The sequence below is a fragment of the Paracoccus tibetensis genome (assembly GCF_900102505.1).
GTDB classification, from domain to species: domain Bacteria; phylum Pseudomonadota; class Alphaproteobacteria; order Rhodobacterales; family Rhodobacteraceae; genus Paracoccus; species Paracoccus tibetensis.
In genome coordinates this window covers 269096-289760 of sequence record NZ_FMVT01000005.1, presented here as the reverse complement: position 1 = coordinate 289760, position 20665 = coordinate 269096, and the positions used below count along the sequence as shown (strand labels likewise).

At 69.8% G+C, this 20665-nt stretch carries 15 protein-coding genes; 11 read left to right on the top strand and 4 right to left on the bottom strand.

The annotated features are described in order from the left end of the window. Positions 1–38 precede the first annotated feature (38 nt). Positions 39–1397: an oligosaccharide flippase family protein gene (locus BLP73_RS09265; protein WP_245686612.1), complete on the top strand. Its 1359-nt coding sequence runs from the start codon at positions 39–41 to the stop codon at positions 1395–1397. A 12-nt stretch (positions 1398–1409) separates the two neighbouring features. Here BLP73_RS09265 and BLP73_RS09260 read toward each other — a convergent pair whose 3' ends face one another. The 4 genes from BLP73_RS09260 to BLP73_RS09245 all read right to left on the bottom strand — a co-directional run bounded on the left by BLP73_RS09260 (position 1410) and on the right by BLP73_RS09245 (position 8491). After that, positions 1410–2165 (bottom strand): WecB/TagA/CpsF family glycosyltransferase, encoded by a 756-nt coding sequence (locus BLP73_RS09260; RefSeq protein ID WP_090742938.1) that lies wholly within the window; start codon positions 2163–2165, stop codon positions 1410–1412. Positions 2166–2209: 44 nt separating this feature from the next. Further along, the gene (locus tag BLP73_RS09255) at positions 2210–6166 is read right to left on the bottom strand and encodes a non-ribosomal peptide synthetase (RefSeq protein ID WP_090742936.1); all 3957 of its coding nucleotides are present in this window, start codon (positions 6164–6166) and stop codon (positions 2210–2212) included. A 222-nt stretch (positions 6167–6388) separates the two neighbouring features. Further along, on the bottom strand, positions 6389–7855 hold the full coding sequence (locus tag BLP73_RS09250) for a GumC domain-containing protein (protein ID WP_175453289.1): 1467 nt from the start codon (positions 7853–7855) through the stop codon (positions 6389–6391). Further along, positions 7856–8491, bottom strand: a complete 636-nt coding sequence (locus BLP73_RS09245; protein WP_139165921.1) for a P-loop NTPase family protein — start codon at positions 8489–8491, stop codon at positions 7856–7858. It abuts the gene before it with no gap. A 139-nt stretch (positions 8492–8630) separates the two neighbouring features. On the opposite strand from BLP73_RS09245, the gene BLP73_RS09240 reads away from it, so the two are divergent. The 10 genes from BLP73_RS09240 to nirB all read left to right on the top strand — a co-directional run bounded on the left by BLP73_RS09240 (position 8631) and on the right by nirB (position 20660). Then, positions 8631–9641, top strand: coding sequence for a glycosyltransferase family 2 protein (locus BLP73_RS09240; RefSeq protein WP_090742927.1), 1011 nt, complete (start codon positions 8631–8633; stop codon positions 9639–9641). After that, positions 9638–10477 carry a glycosyltransferase gene (locus tag BLP73_RS09235; protein WP_090742924.1) on the top strand — a complete coding sequence of 280 codons (840 nt, stop codon included), beginning with the start codon at positions 9638–9640 and terminating at the stop codon, positions 10475–10477. The genes BLP73_RS09240 and BLP73_RS09235 overlap by 4 nt, the downstream gene beginning before the upstream one ends. A 249-nt stretch (positions 10478–10726) precedes the next feature. Next, entirely contained in the window at positions 10727–11401 is a 675-nt protein-coding gene (locus BLP73_RS09230) for a sugar transferase (protein ID WP_090742921.1), read from the top strand. Positions 11402–11787: 386 nt separating this feature from the next. Beyond that, positions 11788–13050: a glycosyltransferase gene (locus BLP73_RS09225; protein ID WP_090743127.1), complete on the top strand. Its 1263-nt coding sequence runs from the start codon at positions 11788–11790 to the stop codon at positions 13048–13050. Between the two features lie 136 nt (positions 13051–13186). Further along, positions 13187–13771, top strand: a complete 585-nt coding sequence (locus BLP73_RS09220) for an ANTAR domain-containing response regulator (protein WP_090742918.1) — start codon at positions 13187–13189, stop codon at positions 13769–13771. Beyond that, the gene (locus BLP73_RS09215) at positions 13768–14943 is read left to right on the top strand and encodes an ABC transporter substrate-binding protein (protein ID WP_090742910.1); all 1176 of its coding nucleotides are present in this window, start codon (positions 13768–13770) and stop codon (positions 14941–14943) included. The genes BLP73_RS09220 and BLP73_RS09215 overlap by 4 nt, the downstream gene beginning before the upstream one ends. A gap of 280 nt (positions 14944–15223) precedes the next feature. Further along, positions 15224–16516 carry a CmpA/NrtA family ABC transporter substrate-binding protein gene (locus BLP73_RS09210; RefSeq protein WP_090742907.1) on the top strand — a complete coding sequence of 431 codons (1293 nt, stop codon included), beginning with the start codon at positions 15224–15226 and terminating at the stop codon, positions 16514–16516. Positions 16517–16527: 11 nt separating this feature from the next. Further along, complete coding sequence (ntrB, locus tag BLP73_RS09205; RefSeq protein WP_090742904.1) at positions 16528–17418, top strand: nitrate ABC transporter permease; 891 nt, start codon at positions 16528–16530, stop codon at positions 17416–17418. 10 nt (positions 17419–17428) lie between these two features. Then, positions 17429–18226, top strand: a complete 798-nt coding sequence (locus tag BLP73_RS09200; RefSeq protein ID WP_090742901.1) for an ABC transporter ATP-binding protein — start codon at positions 17429–17431, stop codon at positions 18224–18226. Between the two features lie 4 nt (positions 18227–18230). After that, complete coding sequence (gene nirB, locus BLP73_RS09195; protein WP_090742898.1) at positions 18231–20660, top strand: nitrite reductase large subunit NirB; 2430 nt, start codon at positions 18231–18233, stop codon at positions 20658–20660. Positions 20661–20665: the final 5 nt, after the last annotated feature.

The following is a 20665-nucleotide window of genomic DNA, read 5'->3' as shown; positions in this document are numbered from 1 at the left end:
ATGAGATCCGCGACCTGCGCAAGACCCTGTTGCCTCGCATGCGCGCGCGCTTGCAGGACCGGCTCGCGATGATCCGCGCCCGGATCGGCATGCTCATGAGCGGCGACAGCCTGCTGCCGCGGGCCTTCCGCAGCTCGATCCTGACACTTGTCAGCTTCGGCGGGCAGCAGGGCATCCGCCTCGCCTCGAACCTGATCCTGACCCGGCTGCTCTTCCCCGAGGTCTTCGGGCTTATGGCGATCATCATGGTCGTGATCATCGGCCTGACCACCTTCTCGGATGTCGGGATCGGTCCGGCGATCCTTCAGAGCAAGCGCGGCGACGACCAGAAATTTCTCGACACGGCCTACACGATGCAGGCGGTGCGCGGCGTCGTCCTGTGGATCTGCTGCTGCATCATGGCCGTGCCGGCCGCCCGCTTCTACGAGGTGCCCGAGCTGGTCTGGTACCTGCCCGTGGCCGGGCTGACGACGATCATCTACGGCCTGTTGCCGACCACGGTGGAGAGCGCGAACCGGCATCTGAAGATGGGCCGGCTGACGCTGGTCGAGCTTCTGTCGGTGTTCATCGGGACAAGCGTCACCATCATCCTCGCCGCGCTGATGGGCTCGGCCTGGGCGCTGGTGATCGGGCTGCTGCTGGGCGCGATCATCAAGGTGATCCTGGTGCTGCGGCTGCTGCCGGGGCCGCGCAACCGCTTCACCTGGGACCGCAGCGCCGCGCAGGAGCTGATCTCGTTCGGCAAGTGGATCGTGCCCTCGACCGTCGTCGGCTTCGCGCTGTCGCAGGGCGACAAGGCCGTCCTCGGGCGCTATCTCACCCTGACCGAGCTGGGCATCTACAACATCGCGTTCTTCCTGGCGAGCTTCCCGCAGATGCTGGCAACGGCCATCATCAGCCGGCTGATGATCCCGGTCTATCGCGACCTCAACGAGGACCCCTCGCCGCACCGCAAGCGGCGGATGCGGGTGATGCGCGCCGGGATGACGGCGATGGTGATGCTGATGCTGGCGGCCGTCGCCACCTGGGCGGTCCCGCTGGTCGAGTTTCTCTACGACGACCGCTATCGCGACGCCGGAGGGCTTGTGACCCTTGTCGCCCTGACCAGCATCCCGCCGGTCATCGTCATGACCTACGACCAGGGTGCCCTGGCCGTGGGCGATTCGCGCGGGTTCTTCTGGCTGACCTTCGTTCGGGCGGTCCTGTTCATGGCCTGCTTCGTCACCGGCGCGCATTACGGAGGCATTCCCGGCGCGCTTCTGGGGCAGGCGGTCGCGGCGATCCTGGCCTATCCGATGCTGGTCCGGCTGGCGCGGCGCAGCGGGGTCTGGGATGGCTGGCACGACCTGACCTTCGCCATCCTCGGCCTCATCCTCGCCTGGCTTTTGCTGGGCTGAGCGCGGCCGGCCTCAGCCGGCCTTGCGCCCCGCCATCGCTCGCCTGGCGAGGCCGGGCAGGATCATCGCGCCCCGCAGATAGCGCGGCCCAAGCCGGCGCGGGCTGAGCGCGGCGCGCCAGAGCCATTCCATCCGCGCCTTGCGCATGAGGGCAGGGGCGCGCCGCTGGTGGCCCGCCAGGAAGTCGATGCCCGCGCCGACCGAGGCGAAGCCCGTTGCCGGGCAGCGGTCGCGGCCGCGCGCCGCCAGCCGCTCCTGCCGCGGCGCGCCGACGGCGAGCAGGCAGAGGCCGGGCCCCATCGCGGCCACGCGGTCCAGAAGCGCATCCGCCTCGGCGCCGTCCGGGTCGAACGGAAAGCCCGGCGCGGCGATCAGGGCGACGCTCAGCCCCGGAACCTGCGCGCCGAGAGCTGCGGCGGCCTTGCGACCCGCCTCCTCGGTGCCGGCGATGATCGCAACGGGTCGGCCGGCCTCGGCCGCAAGCCGGCAGAGCGGCACCACCAGCTCCGAGCCGGGGACGAGCGACAGGTCCTTGCCGCCGAGGCGCGCCAGCCAGACCACCGGGTTGCCGTCGGCGACGACGAGATCATGGGCGGCATAGGCGCGGCGGAAGGCCGCGTCATGGCGCAGCTTCTCCAGGTGATCGACGTTCAGCGTCGCCAGCGCGAAGCCGCGGCCATGGGCAAGCCGCGCCGCCACCTCGTCCAGCAGGCGCGCCTTGTCGGGGATGTTCACCTCGACGGAGGCGGGGCCGATCTCGAAGCGCATGGGCTGTTCCTTGGCACGTGTTCCGGAGGCGCGGGGATGTCCCGTCAGCCGCGCCCCGCGTCGGGCGGCAGGCCGGCCGCAGGACGGGGCGCCTTCGGGCCCAGATCGGCCAGACGACGCCGGAGGTCAATGGCGAGCGCGTCGACATTTCCCGGCTCGAGGATGGAAAGATGCGTGCCCGGCAGGTCCCTGAGCGTGAGCTCTCCCTGAGCCACGACGTTCCACCCGAGGGCGCTGGCCTTCGCGGCGGGCGAATCCCAGAAGCTGCGGTCGGCGCGATAGACGGTCAGGGGGCTGTCATAGGGCTTGGGCCGGTAGGCCTCGACGGCCGCCACGTTCGCCTCGACCACCTGTTCCATCGAGGGCAGGCCCGGCTCGGGCGAGGGTTCGGGGCGCTGATCGGCCGCGCGCGCCTCGCGCCGCCGCTGCCACAGCTGGGCCAGGTGGCGCGGCCCGTCCCGGCCCAGCTCGCGCAGATGCGCCAGCAGCAGCGGCAGGCCCCGCAGCGGCGGTCGTCCGCCCGGTCCGGTGGCGTCCATGACCCCCAGCAGCGCCACCTCGCGACCGGCCTGCCGCAGCTGCTGCGCCAGTTCAAAGGCGAAATACGCGGCCATCGACACCGCCACCAGGCAGACCGGACGGTCCGGCAGGTGGCGCTGCAGCTCGTCGAAATAGCCGCGGGCGATGCGCGGGATGTCGATCTCGTCGAGATTGCGCGGGTAGCCGACGGTCAGCCCATAGACCGGATGATCGGGCGCCAGCACCGCGGCGAGGGGGCGGTACAGCTCCTGGTTGCGGCCGAGGACATGGACCGCGATGACGGGAACGCCCGTGCCTTCGGCCTGGATCGGGACGAGGAAGCGGGGCTGCGGCTTTCCTGCTGCCAGCATCGCCGCCAGCGCCTCGGGCGAGGGATGGCGGGCGAGGTCCGTCGCGCGCAGCGTCAGGCCGGTGCGGCGTTGAATCAGGCTGACCAGCCGCAGCGCCAGCAGGCTGTCGCCGCCAAGCTCGTCGAAATCGGCGTCGGTCGGCACCTCGTCAACCTCCAGCACCTCGGCCATGCAGGCCGCGATCAGGCGCGCCCGCTCGTCCTGCGGCGCGCCGGCCTCGCGCAAGGCTTTTGTGCGGGAGGGCGGAAGCGGCAGCGCCGCGCGGTCGATCTTGCCGTTCGGTGTCAGCGGCAGCTGCTCGACCTGCACGATCTGCGGCTGCATGTAATGGGGCAGCCGGGTCAGCATCTCCTGCGACAGCCGCGCCGCGTCCAGCGGCTGCCGGGCGACGACCCAGGCCACCAGCCGCGGCGGAGGCCCGCCCGCGACATCGACATGCACGCGCGAGATCGCGGGCTCCTCGCCTAAGACAGCCTCGATCTGCGCCGGATCGATGCGGAAGCCGCGCAGCTTCAGCTGCCGGTCGCCGCGGCCGAGGAACATCAGCTCGCCCTGCCGGTTCCAGCGCGCGCGGTCGCCGCTGTCATAGAGCCGGCCGCCGGGGCTCCAAGGGTCCTGCACGAAGGCCGCCGCCGTTTGCCCGGGATCGTTCATGTAGCCGCGGGTGACGGCAGCGCCGCCGATCCACAGCGCGCCCTGGCCGCCCCGCGGGGTGAGGCTGCCGTCCGGCGCCCGCAGAACGGCGTGGGCATGACCGAGGGGGCGGCCGATGGGGATGTCGGCGCCGGAATGCTCCAGCCCGTGACCCTCGGCAGGCGCCTCCCAGATCGTGCAGGTGATCGTCGTCTCGGTCGGGCCGTAGCCGCTCATGAAGGCGACGCCTGGTGCCAGCTGCCGCCAGCGGAGGTAGGGGCCGGGCAGCACGCGCTCGCTGCCGGTGACGACCAGACGCAGCGACGGCGGCAGGGGTCGCGGCGCGTCCGAAAGGTCGGCGACGAGCTGGTGCCAATAACTGGCGGGCAGGTTCGCGACGGTCACCTCATGCTCGGCCAGAAGGTCGAGGAGACCGGCGACCGAGGCGAGCGGCCGCGCGTCCCGCGGCACCACGGCGGCGCCGGCGAGAAGCGTCGGGAAGATCTCCTCCAGCATCACGTCGAAGCCGAGCGCCGAGAATTGCAGCACCCGGTCCGCCGGCGTCAGCCTGAAGCGCGCGATGGCGGCGTCGGCATGGGCGGCAAGCGCCCCGGCAAGGCCCATCACCGCCTTCGGCGCCCCGGTCGAGCCCGAGGTGAAGATGACATAGGCGAGCCGCCCGGCATCGGGCGCCGGCCGCGGCGGCGGCGCCGGAAGCTGGGCTTCGGACGGGGCAAGGTGCAGGCGCGCGCCCTCGGCCAGGGCGGCGCCCGGCGCCGCGATCAGCGCCCGCGCCCCGGCCGCGTCCAGCAGCTTTGCCAGGTAGTCGGCCGCCTGGTCGGGCTCGAGCGGCAGGAAGGCCGCGCCGGCCTTCAGGACGGCCAGCATGGCGATGATCTGGTCGGCGCCCCGCGGCAGGGCTATGCCGACGACGTCCTCGGGACCGAGACCCGCATCTGCCAGCGCCTGCGCCTGCGCGTTTGCGCGCTGGTCCAGCGTCCGGAAGTCCATGACCGCGCCGGTCGCGGCATCGATGATGGCCGGCTGCGTCGGAGCCGCGGCGGCCACCTGCTCGAAGCGCGTGGCGGGGCAGGGCAGGGTGTCGTCCCCCATGTCCCGCGGACGGCCAAGCGCCAGCAGCGCCTCCGTCTCGTCGGGCGACAGCATGTCCAGCCCGGCCCAGGGGGCGTCGGGGTCGGCCGCGCCCATCGCCGTCAGAAGCCGCGTCACATGGCCGAGCATCCGCGCCGCCTCGTCCTCCGTCAGGCGCACGGCGTCGTGCTCCAGCTCGATCCGCATCTGCGCGCCGCCATGGACGGACAGCGTCACCAGCGCATCGCCCTCTTCCACCAGCTGCAGGTTCGTCCAGCCGCAGCCGCGGGCCTCCAGCGCCTCGGCGAGGGTGCGGCGGGCATACATCACCACCGTGTCGAACAGCGGCGCCGCTCCATGCCGGCCGGACCAGCGCCGCACCTCGGTCAGCTCGACATGGGCATGGCGGCGCATCTCCAGCGTCAGCGCGCGCAGGTCGGTCAGCAGCGCGCGCAAGCTGGGGCGCGCCGCCAGGTCGACCTGGAACGGCAGGGTGGAGATAAGGCAGCCCGCGGTCTCGGCCCAGCTTGCGTCGACCGAGCGTCCGGCATCCACAAGGCCCATGCAGGCGGCCGGCTGGCCGGTCCAGCGGCCGAGCACGATGGCCCAGGCAGCCTGCACCGCGTTCAGCTGCGTGGCGCCCATCGCGGCGAGCTGCCGGTCCAGCGCCGCGATCGCCTCGGCCGGCACCACCGCGCGCAGCCGCCGCATCCGCGGCGTGCCGCCCGCCTGATGGGGCCGCAGCGGGGCGACGCGGTCATGCCCCTCCAGCATCCGGGCAAAGAAGGCTTTTGCGCCCTCGCGTCCGAGCGCCGGCTTGCGCTGCAGCACCTCGGCAAAACTGGTGGCCGGCGGCGCGCGCCGTCGCCGATCGACCAGGTCTTCCCACAGGCGCGTCAGCAGGATCTCCATGCTGGTGCCGTCGGTCATCGCGTGCTGGATGGTCCACAGCATCGCCGCGCGGCCGGCCCCGAGGTTGATCCGCGTGACGCGCCAGCCCGGCTGCTGCCGCGGGTCCAAACCCTCGGCGCGGTCGGCCTCGAGGAACTCTGCCATCAGGCGCTGCTGCTCCTCGGCGCCGGCAAAGGACCAGTCGAGCAGCCGCAGGTCCAGCTGCGGCTCCGCCAGCACGCGCAGGATCAGCCGGCCGTCCTCGTCATCCTCCAGCACCATGCGCAGCGAATCGTTTTCGCGCGCGAGGTGCAGCCAAGCGCTGCGAAGCCGGACAGGGTCCAGCGTCTCGGCCGGCGCCTCGGCCACGATCTGCTCGAGATGGGCACGGGGCCGGCTTCTGTCGGCACCGGCCATGAGAAATGCGATCTGACTGTCCGTCGCAGGGCCGGAAACCGTCGTGCCGGGAAAGGGCGTGATCGTTTGTGCCTTCATCGCGCTCCCCAACCGCAAACGGCCACCGCGAAACGCGAAACATCAACACGCCGCTCAACCTGAGTGCGAGTCGATGTCACTTCCTCCCGGTTTGTCCAGCTAAATCGTTACATGCACGGATCCCGAGCGAACACATCGGGCCGATACTCCCATGGATGAAGCGGGCGCTTTCGCACGCGCATCGTCAACCTGACTTTTGCGTCAGGTTGAACGGCAGCGCCGTCAGGCGCTGCCCGACGACAGCATGAGCATCCCGATGGCAATCACGCCCAGGGTCACGATCGTGGCGCTGGTCAGGTCGCGCAGGCGCGCCCGCCGTCGCTGCGCGCGCGACGGCCGCAGGGCCGAGACCGCGATCGGCGCCACGCCAAGCGCCTTCTGAAGCTGCGCCGGGGTGCGCAGAAGCGGGCGCCGCATCTCCAGCAGGAAGGCCGCGGCCAGTGCGGCCGCCAGGCTGGCCGCGAGGCCGAGGACGGCGACGCGCTTGCGGCCAGCGCTGACGGGATATTCGGGGCGGCTGGCGCGTTCCAGCACCACCATCCGGTCGCCGTGCTCGCTGCTGGCGAGGCGCTTGTCCAGCTCCGCGCGGGACAGGCGCTCGGCGATGGTGGCGCGGCTGACCTCGAGCGTGGCGATCTGGGTCGCGTAGTTGTCGAGCCTGACCGAGGTGGTCGGAATCGCGGCGAGCTGCGCCTCGATCTGCGGCACCCGCTGGTCGATGGCCGCGCGCTCGGCGTCGAGATCCTGCGACTGGCTGCGGATCAGTTCGACCTGCCGGGCGGCGCCCGGGGTCATCTGCCGCACCTGCCCCTCGCGCACGTCCTCGATGGCGGCGGCGAGGCGCTGTACTTCGGGATGGTCCTCAGGCAGCGTCAGGCGCGCCTGCGCCAGGTCCACCTCGAGCGTACGGAGCTGCTGGACAACCGAGAGGCTGCGCCCGCCGGCCGTTGCGGCCGTGCCGACCTCGACCGCCAGCAGCTCGCGCTCCAGGGCCTGCTGCGCCCGCGTCAGCTCGACCCGCTGCGATTCCAGCCGCGTCAGCTCGCCCACGAGGTATTCCGTGTTCTCGGGCAGCGAATCGGCGTTCTGCCTGCGGAAGGCCTCGGCCTGCACCTGCACCTGCCGGATGGCGGTGGTGATGCGGTCGTCCTCGCGCTGCAGCGTCTCGATCAGATCGTCGAGGCGCCGGTTCCGCGTCTCCTGGTCGCTGCGCATGATCTGGTCGGCCATGTCGTTCGCCAGATTCGCCGCGGTCGCCCCATCGCCTGCCCGCACGGTGATCAGCATCGCCGACAACTCGCGATCCGAGCCCGGCCCGCCACCGGCCGCCGGCACGAATTCGATCCGCGTGCCCTGGCGGAACGCGGTGACGCGCGTGTCCTCATTCAGTTCCGGCGCGTCGTCGAACAGGTCGAACCGGTCGATCATGTCGAGGACGTTGCTGCGCGCCATCAGCCGCTGCTCGATCAGGCGCAGGCGCGCGGCCGTGTCGCCGGACGATTCGCCCGCCAGGCCGCCGCCGAGGATGTTCGGCTCGATCTGGATGACGGTCACCGCTTCGTAGCTGCGGGCCAGCGACAGGGCATGCGTGATCGTCAGGTAGAGGCCGGCCATCAGGATCAGCGCGATGACCGGGCCGCGACGGCGCAGCATGTCGATGAACTCTTTGACTCCAACGATCGGACCCATTCAAACCTCGGCGTCGAAATGAAACAGCCCAAGAAGCGGGCAGATGTCGCGCATGCGCGCCTGGCATTCCCGCAGCCGGGCCGCGGTGTCGGCCTGCGCGTCCACGACGAGGATCAGGCCCTGCGCCAGCGGCAGGCCCGCAAGACCTGCGTCGCCGGCCAGCAGCGGCGGCACGTGCAGGATCACGATGTCGGGCGCAGCCTTGGCCAGCACCTCGTCCATCTCGGCCCTGAAGGCCGGGTCTAGCAGGCGGGTCGCCGCCTCGGCCGGCGAGGCCTTGATCGCCATCACCCCCAGCTGGTCGTTGGCGCGCCACAGGCGGAAGCTGCCATCCGCGCGCCCGGTCTCGAGATCGGCCCCCAGATAGCGCAGCACCGGCTGGCGCGCGATGTCGAGATCCAGCAGCAGGATCGACCGCTTCGGCCGCCGCGCCTCGGACAAGGCGAGGTTCAGCGCCGTCAGGGGCGCCGCCCGGCCGGTCGCGGCCTGGGTCACCCCGACCCGCGCCCACTCGCGCTCGGCCACCTCGCCGAGGATTCGCGTGCGCAGCAGGTCGTAGCCGTCTGCGGCCGGATCGCCCTGGCGCGCGATCTCTGGCTGCTTCTTCTGCGCCTGGCTCAGGTCCAGCCTGGGCATTGCGTCCCAGTACCTTTGCGTGTTGGGCTGATAGCCCGTGGTTCCGCCGTCCATCACCAAGCCTTTTCCTGCATCCCTGGGCGAGCTAGTTACTGCCATAACACGTAAAGGGCGCTTGACTATCGCGGAGTATCGAAAAATGACACAGATTTTCCCGCCGCCCATGGACGAGCCGCATGTCAAGGCCCCTGCGGCCCGCGTAGCCGTAATTGCCATTGGACGCAACGAGGGCGCGCGGCTGCGGGCCTGCCTTGCTTCGCTGTCCGGGAAGGCGCAGCGGGTGATCTACGTTGATTCGGGCTCCACTGACGGCAGCCCCGATGCGGCCGCGGCTGCGGGGGCCGAGGTGGTGGCGCTGGACATGGACCGGCCCTTCACCGCCGCCCGCGCCCGCAACGCCGGCCTTGCAACGCTGGCCGCCGCGCCCGATGGCGGTGCGCCGGACTATGTGCAGTTCATCGACGGCGACTGCGCGCTGCGCGAGGAATGGCTGCCGGCGGCCATCGCCGCGATGGAGGCCGACCCGCGGCTCGGAGTCGTTGCGGGCCGCCGGCGCGAGCGCTTCCCCGAACGCTCGGTCTACAACCGTCTTTGCGACGCGGAATGGGACACGCCGGTCGGCCCGGCCCTCGCCGTCGGGGGGGACATGCTGATTCGCCACGTGGCGGTCACGGGCGTCGGCGGCTTCCGCGACAGCCTCATCGCCGGAGAGGAGCCCGAGATGTGCGTGCGCCTGCGGGCCGCCGGCTGGACCGTCCGCCGCCTCGACGTCGAGATGACTTGGCACGATGCCGACATGACCCGATTCGCCCAGTGGTGGCGCCGGAGCCGCCGGACCGGCCACGCCTATGCGGAGGGTGCCGCCCTCCACGGCGCCCCGCCCGAGCGGCACTGGCGCACCGAGACGCGGCGCGCGCTGGTCTGGGGCGCGCTGCTGCCGGCGGCGGCGATACTGGGCGCGCTGGTCCATCCCGCCGCCCTGCTGCTGCTGCTCGCCTATCCGGCGCAGGTCCTGCGCCTGTCGCGCCGCATGGGCTGGGAGAGGGCGTTCTTCAACGTCCTCGGCAAGTTCCCTGAGGCGCTCGGGGCCCTGAGCTATCTGGTGAACCGCCTGCGCCGCCGCCAGGTGCGGCTGATCGAATACAAATGAGCGGCGCCGATCTCACCGTCATCATTCCCGCCCATCAGGAAGAGGCGCGGATCGACGCCTGCCTCGGGGCCCTCTTCGCGCAGGCGCTGCCGCCGGGGGCGCGGCCCGAGCTGCTGGTCGTACCCAACGGCTGCACCGACCGCACGGCGGAGATCGCGCGCGCCTGGACCGGCCGCTTCGAGGCTGCGGGCTGGCACATGGCGGTGCTCGAGACGCCCGGCGGCGGCAAGATTGCGGCGCTGAACCTTGCCGAGGCGCAGGCCGCGGGGCCAAGCCGGCTGTTCCTCGATGCGGACGTCGTGATCGGCGAGGGGATGATGCTGGCGCTCTACACGGCGCTTTCGGGGCCGGGCGCGCGCTATATCGGCGCGCGGCTGACGATCCCGGCGCCCAGAAGCCGCGTGTCTGCCGCTTATTCGCGCTTCTGGCAGGCGCTGCCTTTCGTTGCCGAAAATGTGACTGGTGCGGGTTTATTCGCCGTCAATGCCGAGGGACGAGCGCGTTGGAACCGGTTCCCAGACATTATCGCGGATGACGCGTTTGTGCGTCTTCATTTCAACCGCAGCGAAAGAACGCGCGTCGAAGTGCCTTATCTCTGGCCGGTGACCGAGGGTTTCCTGCGTCTTGTCCGCGTGCGTCGCAGGCAGAATGCCGGTAATGCCGAGCTGTCGGCGAGATACCCCGAGCTTGCTGCCCGCTCGGCAGGCGACAGTCCGTCGGGCAGCTGGCTGCTCAAGGCCGCCCTGCGAGATCCCATTGGTTTCGCGACATATTCCAGCGTGGCATTGGCGGTTCGGGCGCGTCGACCTTCGGGCAAATGGGACCGCGGTCGCTGATCCGGCGAGCGCTGAGATAATCGCACCTCCCTATAGTTGAAATAACAACCCTGAATTGTGCGAATCCTCTTTATTCGCGATAAGGGTGAAACTCAAAAATATGACTCTCTTTTTAAATAGGTTGCTAAGACCTTACCCGGCACATATACCTATGCATATTCCAAGTCGGCGGAAGGATAGTTTTGCCGGTCGCGCTTGGAGGCAGACCTTTTTTACCAGTGTGGCTGTGTGCAGGACGGAGCCTTCAGTATGGCGTTTTACAATAGCCGGCCGGACATCAACTCGGTGTCTTCTCCGCAGATCGAACTTTATCCGGGTGGGCTCTATCGGAATGGCGGTAAACGTGTCCTCGACACGGCGCTCATCCTGATCGCCCTCCCGTTTCTTCTTCCCCTGATGGCGCTGATCGCGGTGGCGATCATGGTCGACGGCCGGTCGCCCATCTACACGCAGGACCGTCTGGGCGAGGGCTGGAAGACCTTCCGCCTCTTCAAGTTCCGGACGATGCGCCCCGATGCCGACGCGCTGCTGAAGGCGCATCTGGATGCCAATCCCGCGGCGCGCGCCGAATGGGACCGGGACCAGAAGCTGCGGAACGATCCGCGCATCACCACGGTGGGCCGCTTCCTGCGGAAGAGCTCGCTGGACGAGCTGCCGCAGCTGGTGAACGTGCTGTTGGGTCAGATGAGCCTGGTTGGCCCGCGACCGATGATGCCCGAGCAGCGCGTGCTCTATCCGGGCCAGTACTACGCGGCGCATCGCCCTGGCCTGACCGGCCTCTGGCAGGTGTCGATCCGCAACGGCTCGGCCTTCCCCGCCCGCGCCCTTTACGACGAGCGCTATTCCCGCGAGGTGAGCCTGCGGCTCGATCTGGCGACCATCGTCCAGACGTTCCGCGTGGTCGCGCGCGGCACCGGCTGCTGAAACGCCTGTTCATGAAAACGGCCGTGCGATCCCGCGCGGCCGTTTAGCCATTCGCAGATCACCATCCGCACGCTCAGCAGGATCATCGTCAGAACGCCGCCGCAGACATAGCCGAACAGCAGCGCAGACCCCAGGCCATGACCCAGGAGAAGAAGAAGACCTGTTGACGCAGCGCCCGCGATGGTCGAGAGCAAGATCATACCAACTAACACGACAGCTCGCTTTCGTTCTGCTGAGGAAGACCAGAATGCCACTTTTTTTCGGAAGGTGGAAATAAGATCGACATGGTCGTGCCTCGTCGGCAAGAATAAGCCAGATTTATCGACAAGGCAGCGGAACCAGATCTTACGATGCACGTTACATCCGATTCAGCTTGCCGGACCCCGATTCGCATCGGCTACGTGGTTAACACCTACCCCCGTCCCTCGCAAACCTTCATCCGCCGCGAGATCCAGGCGCTCGAGGCGGCCGGGCTCTCCATCACCCGCTTCGCCATGCGGCCCGATCCTCAGCCGCTGGTGACGCCGGTCGACAAGGCCGAGTTTGCGGCGACGGAATATGTGCTGGACCGCGGCGCGCTTGCTTTAGGCCTTGCGCTTCTGCGCGGCGTCCTGCGCCACCCGCGCGCGGCGGGTGCGGCGATCTCGGCGGGCTGGCGGGGCGGCAAGGGCCGCGGGCTGCTGCGCCAATTCATCTACCTGGCCGAGGGCGCATGGCTCGCCCGCCGGTGCCGCGAGACGGGCATCGCCCATCTCCATGCCCATTTCGGCACGAATTCCACAGATGTCGCCCGTTATTCGCGCCTGATGGGCGGGCCGGGCTACAGCATGACCGTCCACGGCCCCGAGGAGTTCGACGCCATCGGCGCCCTGAACCTCGAGGCGAAGATCGCCGATGCCTGCTTCGTCGTGGCGGTCAGCGACTTCGGCCGCAGCCAGCTGGCCCGCTGGACCCCGGCAGCCGACTGGCCGAAACTTCAGGTCGTCCATTGCGGGATCGACCGTCAGGTCTTCGCGCAGCCGCGGCCGCTTCCGCCGGGACCTGGGCCGGGTCATCCGCTGCAACTTGTCTCGATCGGCCGCTTCGTCGAGCAGAAGGGCCAGATGATGCTGCTCGAGGCGATGGCCCGCGTGCGCCAGCCCATGCATCTGCGGCTGGTCGGCGACGGCCCCCTTGCGCCGGCGATTCGCCAGACCATCGCGCGGCTCGGCATTTCGGATCGCGTCAGCCTGCCGGGCTGGATGGACGAGGGGCAGGTGGCCGAGGCGCTGTCGCAGGCGCATGTCATGGTCATGCCCAGCTTCGCCGAGGGCCTGCCCGTCGCGCTGATGGAGGCGATGGCCGCCGCCCGTCCCTGCATCACCACCTATGTCGCGGGCATCCCCGAGCTGGTGCTCGACCGCCGGACCGGCTGGCTCGTGCCTGCGGGAAGCGCCGACGCGCTGGCCGCGGCGCTGGACGAGGCCGCGCTCAGCCTGCCCGAGCGGTTGGCCGAGGTGGGCGCCGCCGCGCGCGAGCGGGCGCTCGCCCGGCACGACATCTGCGATTCAGCCGCGCGCCTCGCGCAGCTCTTCCGCGCCTGCAGCGAGAAGCAGCCCCTGCCGGCGCCAAGCCCGCATCCCGTTCCGGTCCTGTCTGCTTCCGCGTAGACCTACTCTGCCGCAGGGGTGGGCAGTGCTGCCCGCTGGCCATGCACGTGCCGTGGGATTGCACCGCGCCACTGGCTTTGGCCTTGCGCGGGATTGCTGTCGCGGCAGGCAGCGGCTTTGACGGCAGCAGGGGGACCTGATGCCGGGCTTGTCGATCATCATCGTCGAACGCGATCGCGACCGCGCGCTGCGGATCGTGGACGGCTTGCGCGCCTCGGGCGATCACACGGTCACCGTCATTGCCGAGGAAACCGGCCTTGCCCGCCGCATCGCCGAGCAGAAGCCCGACATCGTGCTGATCGACGTGGCCGACCCCTCGCGCGATGTGCTGGAGGAACTGGCGCTGGCCTCCGGCCCGCTGGAGCGGCCGGTGGCGATGTTCGTCGATCGCTCGGACGAGGGGCTGACGCGGGCGGCCATCGAGGCGGGCGTCTCGGCCTATGTCGTGGACGGCCTGCAGCCCGAGCGCATCCGCCCGATCCTCGACGCCGCCATCGCGCGCTTTCACATGTTCCACAAGATGCGGACCGAACTGGCGGCGACCCGCGCCGCGCTGGAGGAACGCAAGATCATCGACCGTGCGAAAGCCATCCTGATGAAGGCGCGCGGCATCGACGAGGAAGCCGCCTATGCCCTTCTGCGCAAGACGGCGATGGACCAGGGCCGCCGCGTGGCCGACATCGCCCAGCAGCTGGTCATGGCGGCGGGGCTGCTGACATGAGCCTGACCTCTCTGCGCCTCGGTTACGTCCCGCTGATCGACGCCGCGCCCCTGATCGTCGCGGCCGAGATCGGATTCGCCGCCGAGGAGGGGCTGGAGTTCGATCTCATCCGCCTGCGCTCCTGGGCGCAGAGCCGCGACATGCTGGGCACCGGCGGGATCGACGCCGCGCATATGCTGGTGCCGCTGCCCATCGCGCAGGCGCTCGGCCTCGGGCCGGACTATCCGGCCTTCGATCTGGCGATGTTCATCAGCCAGGGTGGGCAGGCCATCGCGGTGAACGCCGCGCTGGCCGAGCGGCTGCGCGCCATCGGCCACGGCTTCGGCTTCGGCGACGCCCGCGCGGCGCGGGACGCGCTGGTGTCCGTCTGGACCGGCCCGCTGAAGGTCGGCGTTCCCTTCCCCTTCTCGACCCAGGCCCATCTGGTGCGGCACTGGCTGAAAGGCTCGCCGCTCGAGCCCGGCCTCTCGATCCACACGGTCCCCCCGCCGATGATGGCCGCCGCCCTCGCCTCGGGCGAGGTGGACGCCTTCTGCGTCGGCGAGCCTTGGGCCTCCTATGCCGTCGAGACGGCGGCGGGGGCGCTGCTGCTGGCGGGCAGGGCGATCTGGAACGCGCCGCCCGAGAAGGGGCTGGTCCTGACCCGCGCCTTCACCGAAAGCCAGCCCGAGCTGACCGGCGCGCTGATGCGGGCGATCTGGCGCGCCTGCCGCTGGATCGACATCCCCGAGAATCGCGGTACGGCGGTCGAGATCCTCTCGCGCCCCGATTACCTGAACCTCTCCCCCGAACTCAGCGAACGGGGGCTGCTGGGCCGTCTCCATGTCAGCCCGCAGGGCGAGGTGCGGCATTTCCCCGACTTCATCCGCTTCCATGCGGGCGGGGCCAACTTCCCTTGGCGCAGCACGGCGGCGCTGCTGGCGCGCGACATCGCCGAGGCGCACAACCTCGACCCGAAGGCGGCGATGGAGGCGGCGGGCGCCTGCTTCCGCACCGACCTGTATCGCCGGCACCTGCGGGCGGCGGGGGCGGACATGCCCGGCGCCTCGGCGCGGATCGAGGGGGCGATGACCCACCCTACGCCCGTCGCCAGCGAGAAGGGGCAGATGATCCTCGGGCCCGATGCCTTCTTCGACGGCGAAACCTTCGACCCGCCGATCTACGCGCGCTGATTTTGCAGGCAGCCGCGCCGCCCTGCGCGGCAGTCGAAGAACGGCGCCGCAAAACCCTTGCCCCGTCCTTGACCGATTCGCCTCCTGTGCCTCAAGGTTAGTGCAAGGCCACAGGGCAACGGCGCCTTCGGCCACCGACCTTCCGCAAGGCTGCGGACCTCCTATCCCCGGCAACGACGCCACCACGCATGTCCCGCTTCAGGGGCAAGCGCAGGTGGCTTTTGCCCGTTGCCGTCCCGCCATTCCCCGGCCCCCTCCGGGCCTCGCCAAGGATCGCCAGATGAGCCTGATCACGCCGACCCGCCGCAGCTTCCTGAAATCCGCCGCCTCGGTCGCGGCCACCGCCGCCGCCGCCCGGCTGGCCCTGCCGGGCGGGGCCTGGGCCGCCACCCCTGCGCTGGAGACGACCGGCGCCACGCTTGGCTACATCGCCCTGACCGACAGCGCGCCGCTGATCATCGCGCAGGAGAAAGGCTTCTTCGCCGCCCACGGCATGACCGACATGCGGATCGAGAAGCAGGCCAGCTGGGGCGCCACGCGCGACAACATGGCGCTCGGCTCCTCGGGCGGCGGGATCGACGGCGGGCACATCCTGCGGCCGAAGGTGCACCTCTATTCCACCGGCACGGTCACGCAGAACAACCAGCCGCTGCCGATGTACAACCTCCTGTCCCTGAACGAGCAATGCCAAGGCATCTCGGTCACGCAGGCCTATGCCGACAGCGGCGTCGGCCTGGACAGCGCCACCCTCAAGGAGATCTGGGCCGCCCGCCGCGCCGCCGGGCAGGAGATCCCCGTGGCGATGACCTTCCCCGGCGGCACGCACGATCTGTGGATGCGCTACTGGCTGGCCGCCGGCGGGATCGATCCGACGACCGAATGCGACCTGATCGTCGTCCCGCCCCCGCAGATGGTCGCCAACATGAAGGTCGGCAACATGGAGGCCTTCTGCGTTGGTGAGCCTTGGAACGAGCAGCTGGTGAACCAGGGCATCGGCTTCACCGCCTGCACCACCGGCGAGATCTGGTCGAACCACCCCGAGAAGATCCTCGGCATGCGCGCCGATTGGGTGGACGCGAATCCCAACGCCACCCGCGCCATCCTGATGGCCGTGATGGAGGCGCAGATGTGGTGCGAGGAGGCTGCCAACAAGGACGAGATGGCGCAGATCCTCTCGAAGCGGCAATGGTACAACGTCCCCGTCGCCGACATCGCCGCCCGCATCAAGGGCGAGATCAACTACGGCAACGGCCGGGAAGAGAGCCGCCCCGACCTCGCGATGCGCTTCTGGGGCGAGAACGGCAGCGCCTCCTTCCCGTGGAAGTCGCTGGACACGTGGTTCATCACCGAGAACAAGCGGTGGGGCTACCTGCCGGGCGATCTGGACACCGCCGCGCTGGTCGATCAGACCAACCGCTCGGACCTCTGGATCGAGGCGGCCGCCGCGCTCGGCCTCGAGACCGGCGACAAGGGCGACAGCCGCGGACCCGAGACCTTCTTCGACGGCACGACCTTCGATCCGGCTGACGCGGAGGGTTATCTCGCCGCCCAGACCATCAAGGCGATGGCGTGAGAGGGGCCGCGATGACCGTCACCGCCCTCAAGCGCCCCGCCGCCGCCGCGCCGGCCCCCCGGCCCGCCGCCACCGTCCACACCATCCCCCGCCCGCGCAGCGGCGGGGCCCGCCTGAAGCGCGTCGGACAGGCCGCGCTGACCCATGTCCTGCCGCCGGTCCTCGTGGTCGCGGCGCTGCTGGGCCTGTGGCAGCTGCTACTGGCTCAAGGCGGCGCGGCCTTGCCCTCGCCGGTCGAGATCTGGCAGCAATCGGGCGACCTGATCCTGCAACCCTTCTACGTCGCGGGCACGCAGGACATGGGCCTCGGCTGGCGCGTCCTGACCTCGCTCGAGCGGGTCGGCATCGGCTTCGGCCTGGCCGCCTTCGTCGGCATCGCCATCGGCGCGGTGATCGGCCAGTCCGTCTGGCTGATGCGGGGCGTCGATCCCCTGTTCCAGGTGCTGCGGACGGTCCCGCCGCTCGCCTGGCTGCCCATCAGCCTCGCCGCCTTCATGGACAGCCGCCCCTCGGCCATCTTCGTGATCTTCATCACCGCGATCTGGCCCGTCATCATCAACACCGCCGCCGGCGTCCGCGCCATCCCGCAGGACTACCGCAACGTCGCCGCCGTCCTGCGCCTCAGCCCGCTGGAATTCTTCTGGAAGATCATGGTCCCGGCCGCCGCCCCCTACATCTTCTCGGGCCTTCGCATCGGCGTCGGGCTGGCCTGGCTCGCCATCGTCGCGGCCGAGATGCTGACCGGCGGCGTGGGCATCGGCTTCTTCATCTGGGACGCGTGGAACAGCTCCATGCTGACCGACATCTTCGTCGCGCTGCTCTACATCGGCGCCACCGGCTTCGCGCTCGACCGCCTGGTCGCCTTCATCGGCGCCAAGGTCAGCCGCGGCACCACGGTCTGAGGAGGACACCATGAGCTATCTCAAGATCGACCACGCCGGAAAGACCTTCCCCGCCTCGGGGGGCCGCGAGAATGTCGTGCTGCAGGACGTGCGGCTCGACATCGCCAAGGGCGAGTTCGTGTCCGTCATCGGCCATTCCGGCTGCGGCAAGTCCACGCTTCTGAACATGATCGCCGGGCTGACCGAGACCACCTCGGGCGGGATCATCCTGGAGGGGCGCGAGGTGAACGCCCCTGGTCCCGACCGCGCCGTGGTCTTTCAGAACCACAGCCTGCTGCCTTGGCTCAGCGTCTATGACAACGTGAAGATGGGGGTGCAGAAGGTCTTCGGCCGCACCAAGACCAAGGCCGAGCGTCACGACTGGATCATGCAGAACCTCGATCTGGTGCAGATGGGCCATGCCGCCCACAAGCGGCCGGGCGAGCTGTCGGGCGGCATGAAGCAGCGCGTCGGCATCGCTCGCGCCCTGGCGATGGAGCCGAAGCTGCTGCTGCTGGACGAGCCGTTCGGCGCCCTCGACGCCCTCACCCGCGCCCATCTTCAGGACGCGGTGATGGAGATCCACGCCCGCCTCGGCAACACCATGATCATGATCACCCATGACGTGGACGAGGCCGTGCTTCTGGCCGACCGCATCGTGATGCTGACCAACGGCCCCGCCGCCACCGTGGGCGAGGTGCTGGAGGTGCCGCTGGCCCGTCCCCGGGACCGCATCCGGCTGGCCAGCCATCCCGATTACGTCCGCGCGCGCGAGGCCGTGCTGCGCTTCCTCTATGAACGTCACCGCTTCGTGGAAGCGGCGGAGTAAGCCCATGACAAAGAACCTCGTCGTCATCGGCGCGGGCATGGCCTCGGGCCGGATGCTGGAGCATCTGTTCGAGACCGCCCCCGGCGCCTACACCGTCACCCTCTTCAACGCCGAGCCGCGCGGCAACTACAACCGCCTGATGCTCTCCCCGGTCCTGTCCGGCGAGAAGACCTACGAGCAGATCGTCACCCATGACGAAGCGTGGTACCAGGCCCAAGGCGTCGCCACCCGCTTCGGCGAAGCCGTCACGCTGATCGACCGAGAGGCGCAAGTCGTCCACGGCAAGAACGGCGCTGTCCCTTATGACGCGCTGGTCATCGCCACCGGCTCGGCCCCCTTCATCATCCCGGTCCCCGGCCACAAGCTGCCCGGCGTCGTCTCCTACCGCGACCTCGAAGACACGAACGCCATGATCACCGCCTCCCGCCCCGGCGCGAAGGCCGTGGTGATCGGCGGCGGCCTTCTGGGCCTCGAAGCCGCCGCCGGGATGGCCGCGCGCGGGGCCGAGGTGACGGTGATCCACCTGATGGGCCACCTGATGGAGCGTCAATTGGACCCCGCCGCCGGCTACCTGCTGCAAAAGGACCTCGAGAAGCGCGGCATCCGCATCCACTGCAAGGGCGCCACCAAGGCCATCCTTGGCGAGGACCGCGTCGAGGCCGTGCTGCTGGAAGACGGCACCGTCTACCCCGCCGACCTCGTCTGCATGGCCGTCGGCATCCGCCCCGAAACGCGGCTGGCGAACGATGCCGGCCTCGAAGTTGCGCGCGGCATCACCGTGAACGATCAGCTTCAGACCTCAGACCCTGCCATCTACGCGCTTGGCGAATGCACCGAACATGACGGCCAGCTCTTCGGCCTCGTCGCCCCGCTCTACGACCAGGCCAAGGTGCTGGCCGCGACGCTGGCGCGGCAGGGCGCCGCCTTCAAGCCCGTCCAGACCGCCACGAAGCTGAAGGTCACTGGCTGCGACCTCTTCAGCGCCGGCGATTTCGCCGACGCCCCCGGCCGCGAGGACATCGTCTTCCGCGACCCCGGCCGCGGCATCTACAAGCGCCTGATCCTGGAAGGCGAGCGCCTGATCGGCGCCGTCATGTACGGCGATACCGCCGATGGCGCGTGGTTCTTCGACAAGATCCGCAGCGGCGCCGACGTGACCGAAGGCCGCGACACCCTCATCTTCGGACCCGCTTTCGCCGGAGGTGCCCAAGCGGACCCTCTGGCGGCCGTTGCAGCCTTGCCGCCTGAGGCGGAGATCTGCGGCTGCAACGGCGTCTGCAAAGGAACCATCACCGCCGCCATTCAGGGCGGCGCCAACACCCTCGACGCGGTGCGCGGCCTGACCAAGGCGAGCGCCTCCTGCGGCACCTGCACCGGGCTGGTGGAGCAGGTCATGGCCCTCACCCTCGGCGACGGCTTCGCGGCCAACGCCAACCCGCCCATGTGCAAGTGCACCGATCACACGCACGAGGACGTGCGCCGCCTGATCAAGTCGATGGGCCTCAAGTCGATTCCGGCGGTGATGCAGGAGCTGGGCTGGACCACCGTCGGCGGCTGCGCCTCCTGCCGCCCGGCGCTGAACTACTACCTGCTGTCCGACTGGCCGCTGGATTACCGCGACGACCGCCAGAGCCGCTTCGTCAATGAACGCAACCACGCCAACATCCAGAAGGACGGCACCTATTCCGTCGTGCCGCGCATGTGGGGCGGCGTCACCACCCCCGCCGAACTGCGCGCCATCGCGGACGCCGCCGACCGTTACAACGTGCCGATGGTCAAGGTCACCGGCGGCCAGCGCATCGACCTGCTGGGCGTGCGCAAAGAGGACCTGCCCGCGATCTGGTCCGACCTGAACGACGCCGGCATGGTCTCGGGCCACGCCTATGCCAAGGGTCTCCGCACGGTGAAAACCTGCGTCGGCCAGCAGTTCTGCCGCTTCGGCACGCAGGATTCGACCGGCCTCGGCATCCGGCTGGAACAGCTGCTCTGGGGCTCATGGACCCCGGCCAAGGTCAAGCTGGGCGTCTCGGGCTGCCCCCGCAACTGCGCCGAGGCGACCTGCAAGGACATCGGCATCGTCTGCGTGGACAGCGGCTTCCAGATCAGCGTCGCCGGCGCCGCCGGCATGGACGTGCGCGAGACGGTCCCCCTGCTGACCGTCGCGACCGAGGACGAGGTCTGCGAGGTCACCGCCGCCTTCGTTCAGCTCTACCGCGAGAACGCCCGCTACCTGCACCGCATCTACAAGTGGGTGGACAAGGTCGGCCTCGACTGGTGCCGAGAACAGGTGGCCGATCCGGCGACCCGCGCGGCCCTCTACGACCGCTTCATGCTGAGCCAGTCGGTCTACCAGGCCGATCCCTGGGCAGACCACGCCGCCCGCCCGGCGGAATGGTCCCCCGTCGCCGACCTGACCCTCAGGGCCGCAGAGTGATTGGA

What these genes read in the sequence shown, in the direction of transcription:
- ntrB (WP_090742904.1), top strand. Translation starts at nt 16,528, where the DNA reads ATGACCGTCACCGCCCTCAAGCGCCCCGCCGCCGCCGCGCCGGCCCCC.
- BLP73_RS09240 (WP_090742927.1), top strand. Translation starts at nt 8,631, where the DNA reads ATGACACAGATTTTCCCGCCGCCCATGGACGAGCCGCATGTCAAGGCC.
- BLP73_RS09235 (WP_090742924.1), top strand. Translation starts at nt 9,638, where the DNA reads ATGAGCGGCGCCGATCTCACCGTCATCATTCCCGCCCATCAGGAAGAG.
- BLP73_RS09245 (WP_139165921.1), bottom strand. Translation starts at nt 8,491, where the DNA reads ATGCCCAGGCTGGACCTGAGCCAGGCGCAGAAGAAGCAGCCAGAGATC.
- BLP73_RS09255 (WP_090742936.1), bottom strand. Translation starts at nt 6,166, where the DNA reads ATGAAGGCACAAACGATCACGCCCTTTCCCGGCACGACGGTTTCCGGC.
- BLP73_RS09265 (WP_245686612.1), top strand. Translation starts at nt 39, where the DNA reads ATGCGCGCGCGCTTGCAGGACCGGCTCGCGATGATCCGCGCCCGGATC.
- BLP73_RS09215 (WP_090742910.1), top strand. Translation starts at nt 13,768, where the DNA reads ATGAGCCTGACCTCTCTGCGCCTCGGTTACGTCCCGCTGATCGACGCC.
- BLP73_RS09250 (WP_175453289.1), bottom strand. Translation starts at nt 7,855, where the DNA reads ATGGGTCCGATCGTTGGAGTCAAAGAGTTCATCGACATGCTGCGCCGT.
- BLP73_RS09210 (WP_090742907.1), top strand. Translation starts at nt 15,224, where the DNA reads ATGAGCCTGATCACGCCGACCCGCCGCAGCTTCCTGAAATCCGCCGCC.
- BLP73_RS09260 (WP_090742938.1), bottom strand. Translation starts at nt 2,165, where the DNA reads ATGCGCTTCGAGATCGGCCCCGCCTCCGTCGAGGTGAACATCCCCGAC.
- BLP73_RS09200 (WP_090742901.1), top strand. Translation starts at nt 17,429, where the DNA reads ATGAGCTATCTCAAGATCGACCACGCCGGAAAGACCTTCCCCGCCTCG.
- nirB (WP_090742898.1), top strand. Translation starts at nt 18,231, where the DNA reads ATGACAAAGAACCTCGTCGTCATCGGCGCGGGCATGGCCTCGGGCCGG.
- BLP73_RS09230 (WP_090742921.1), top strand. Translation starts at nt 10,727, where the DNA reads ATGGCGTTTTACAATAGCCGGCCGGACATCAACTCGGTGTCTTCTCCG.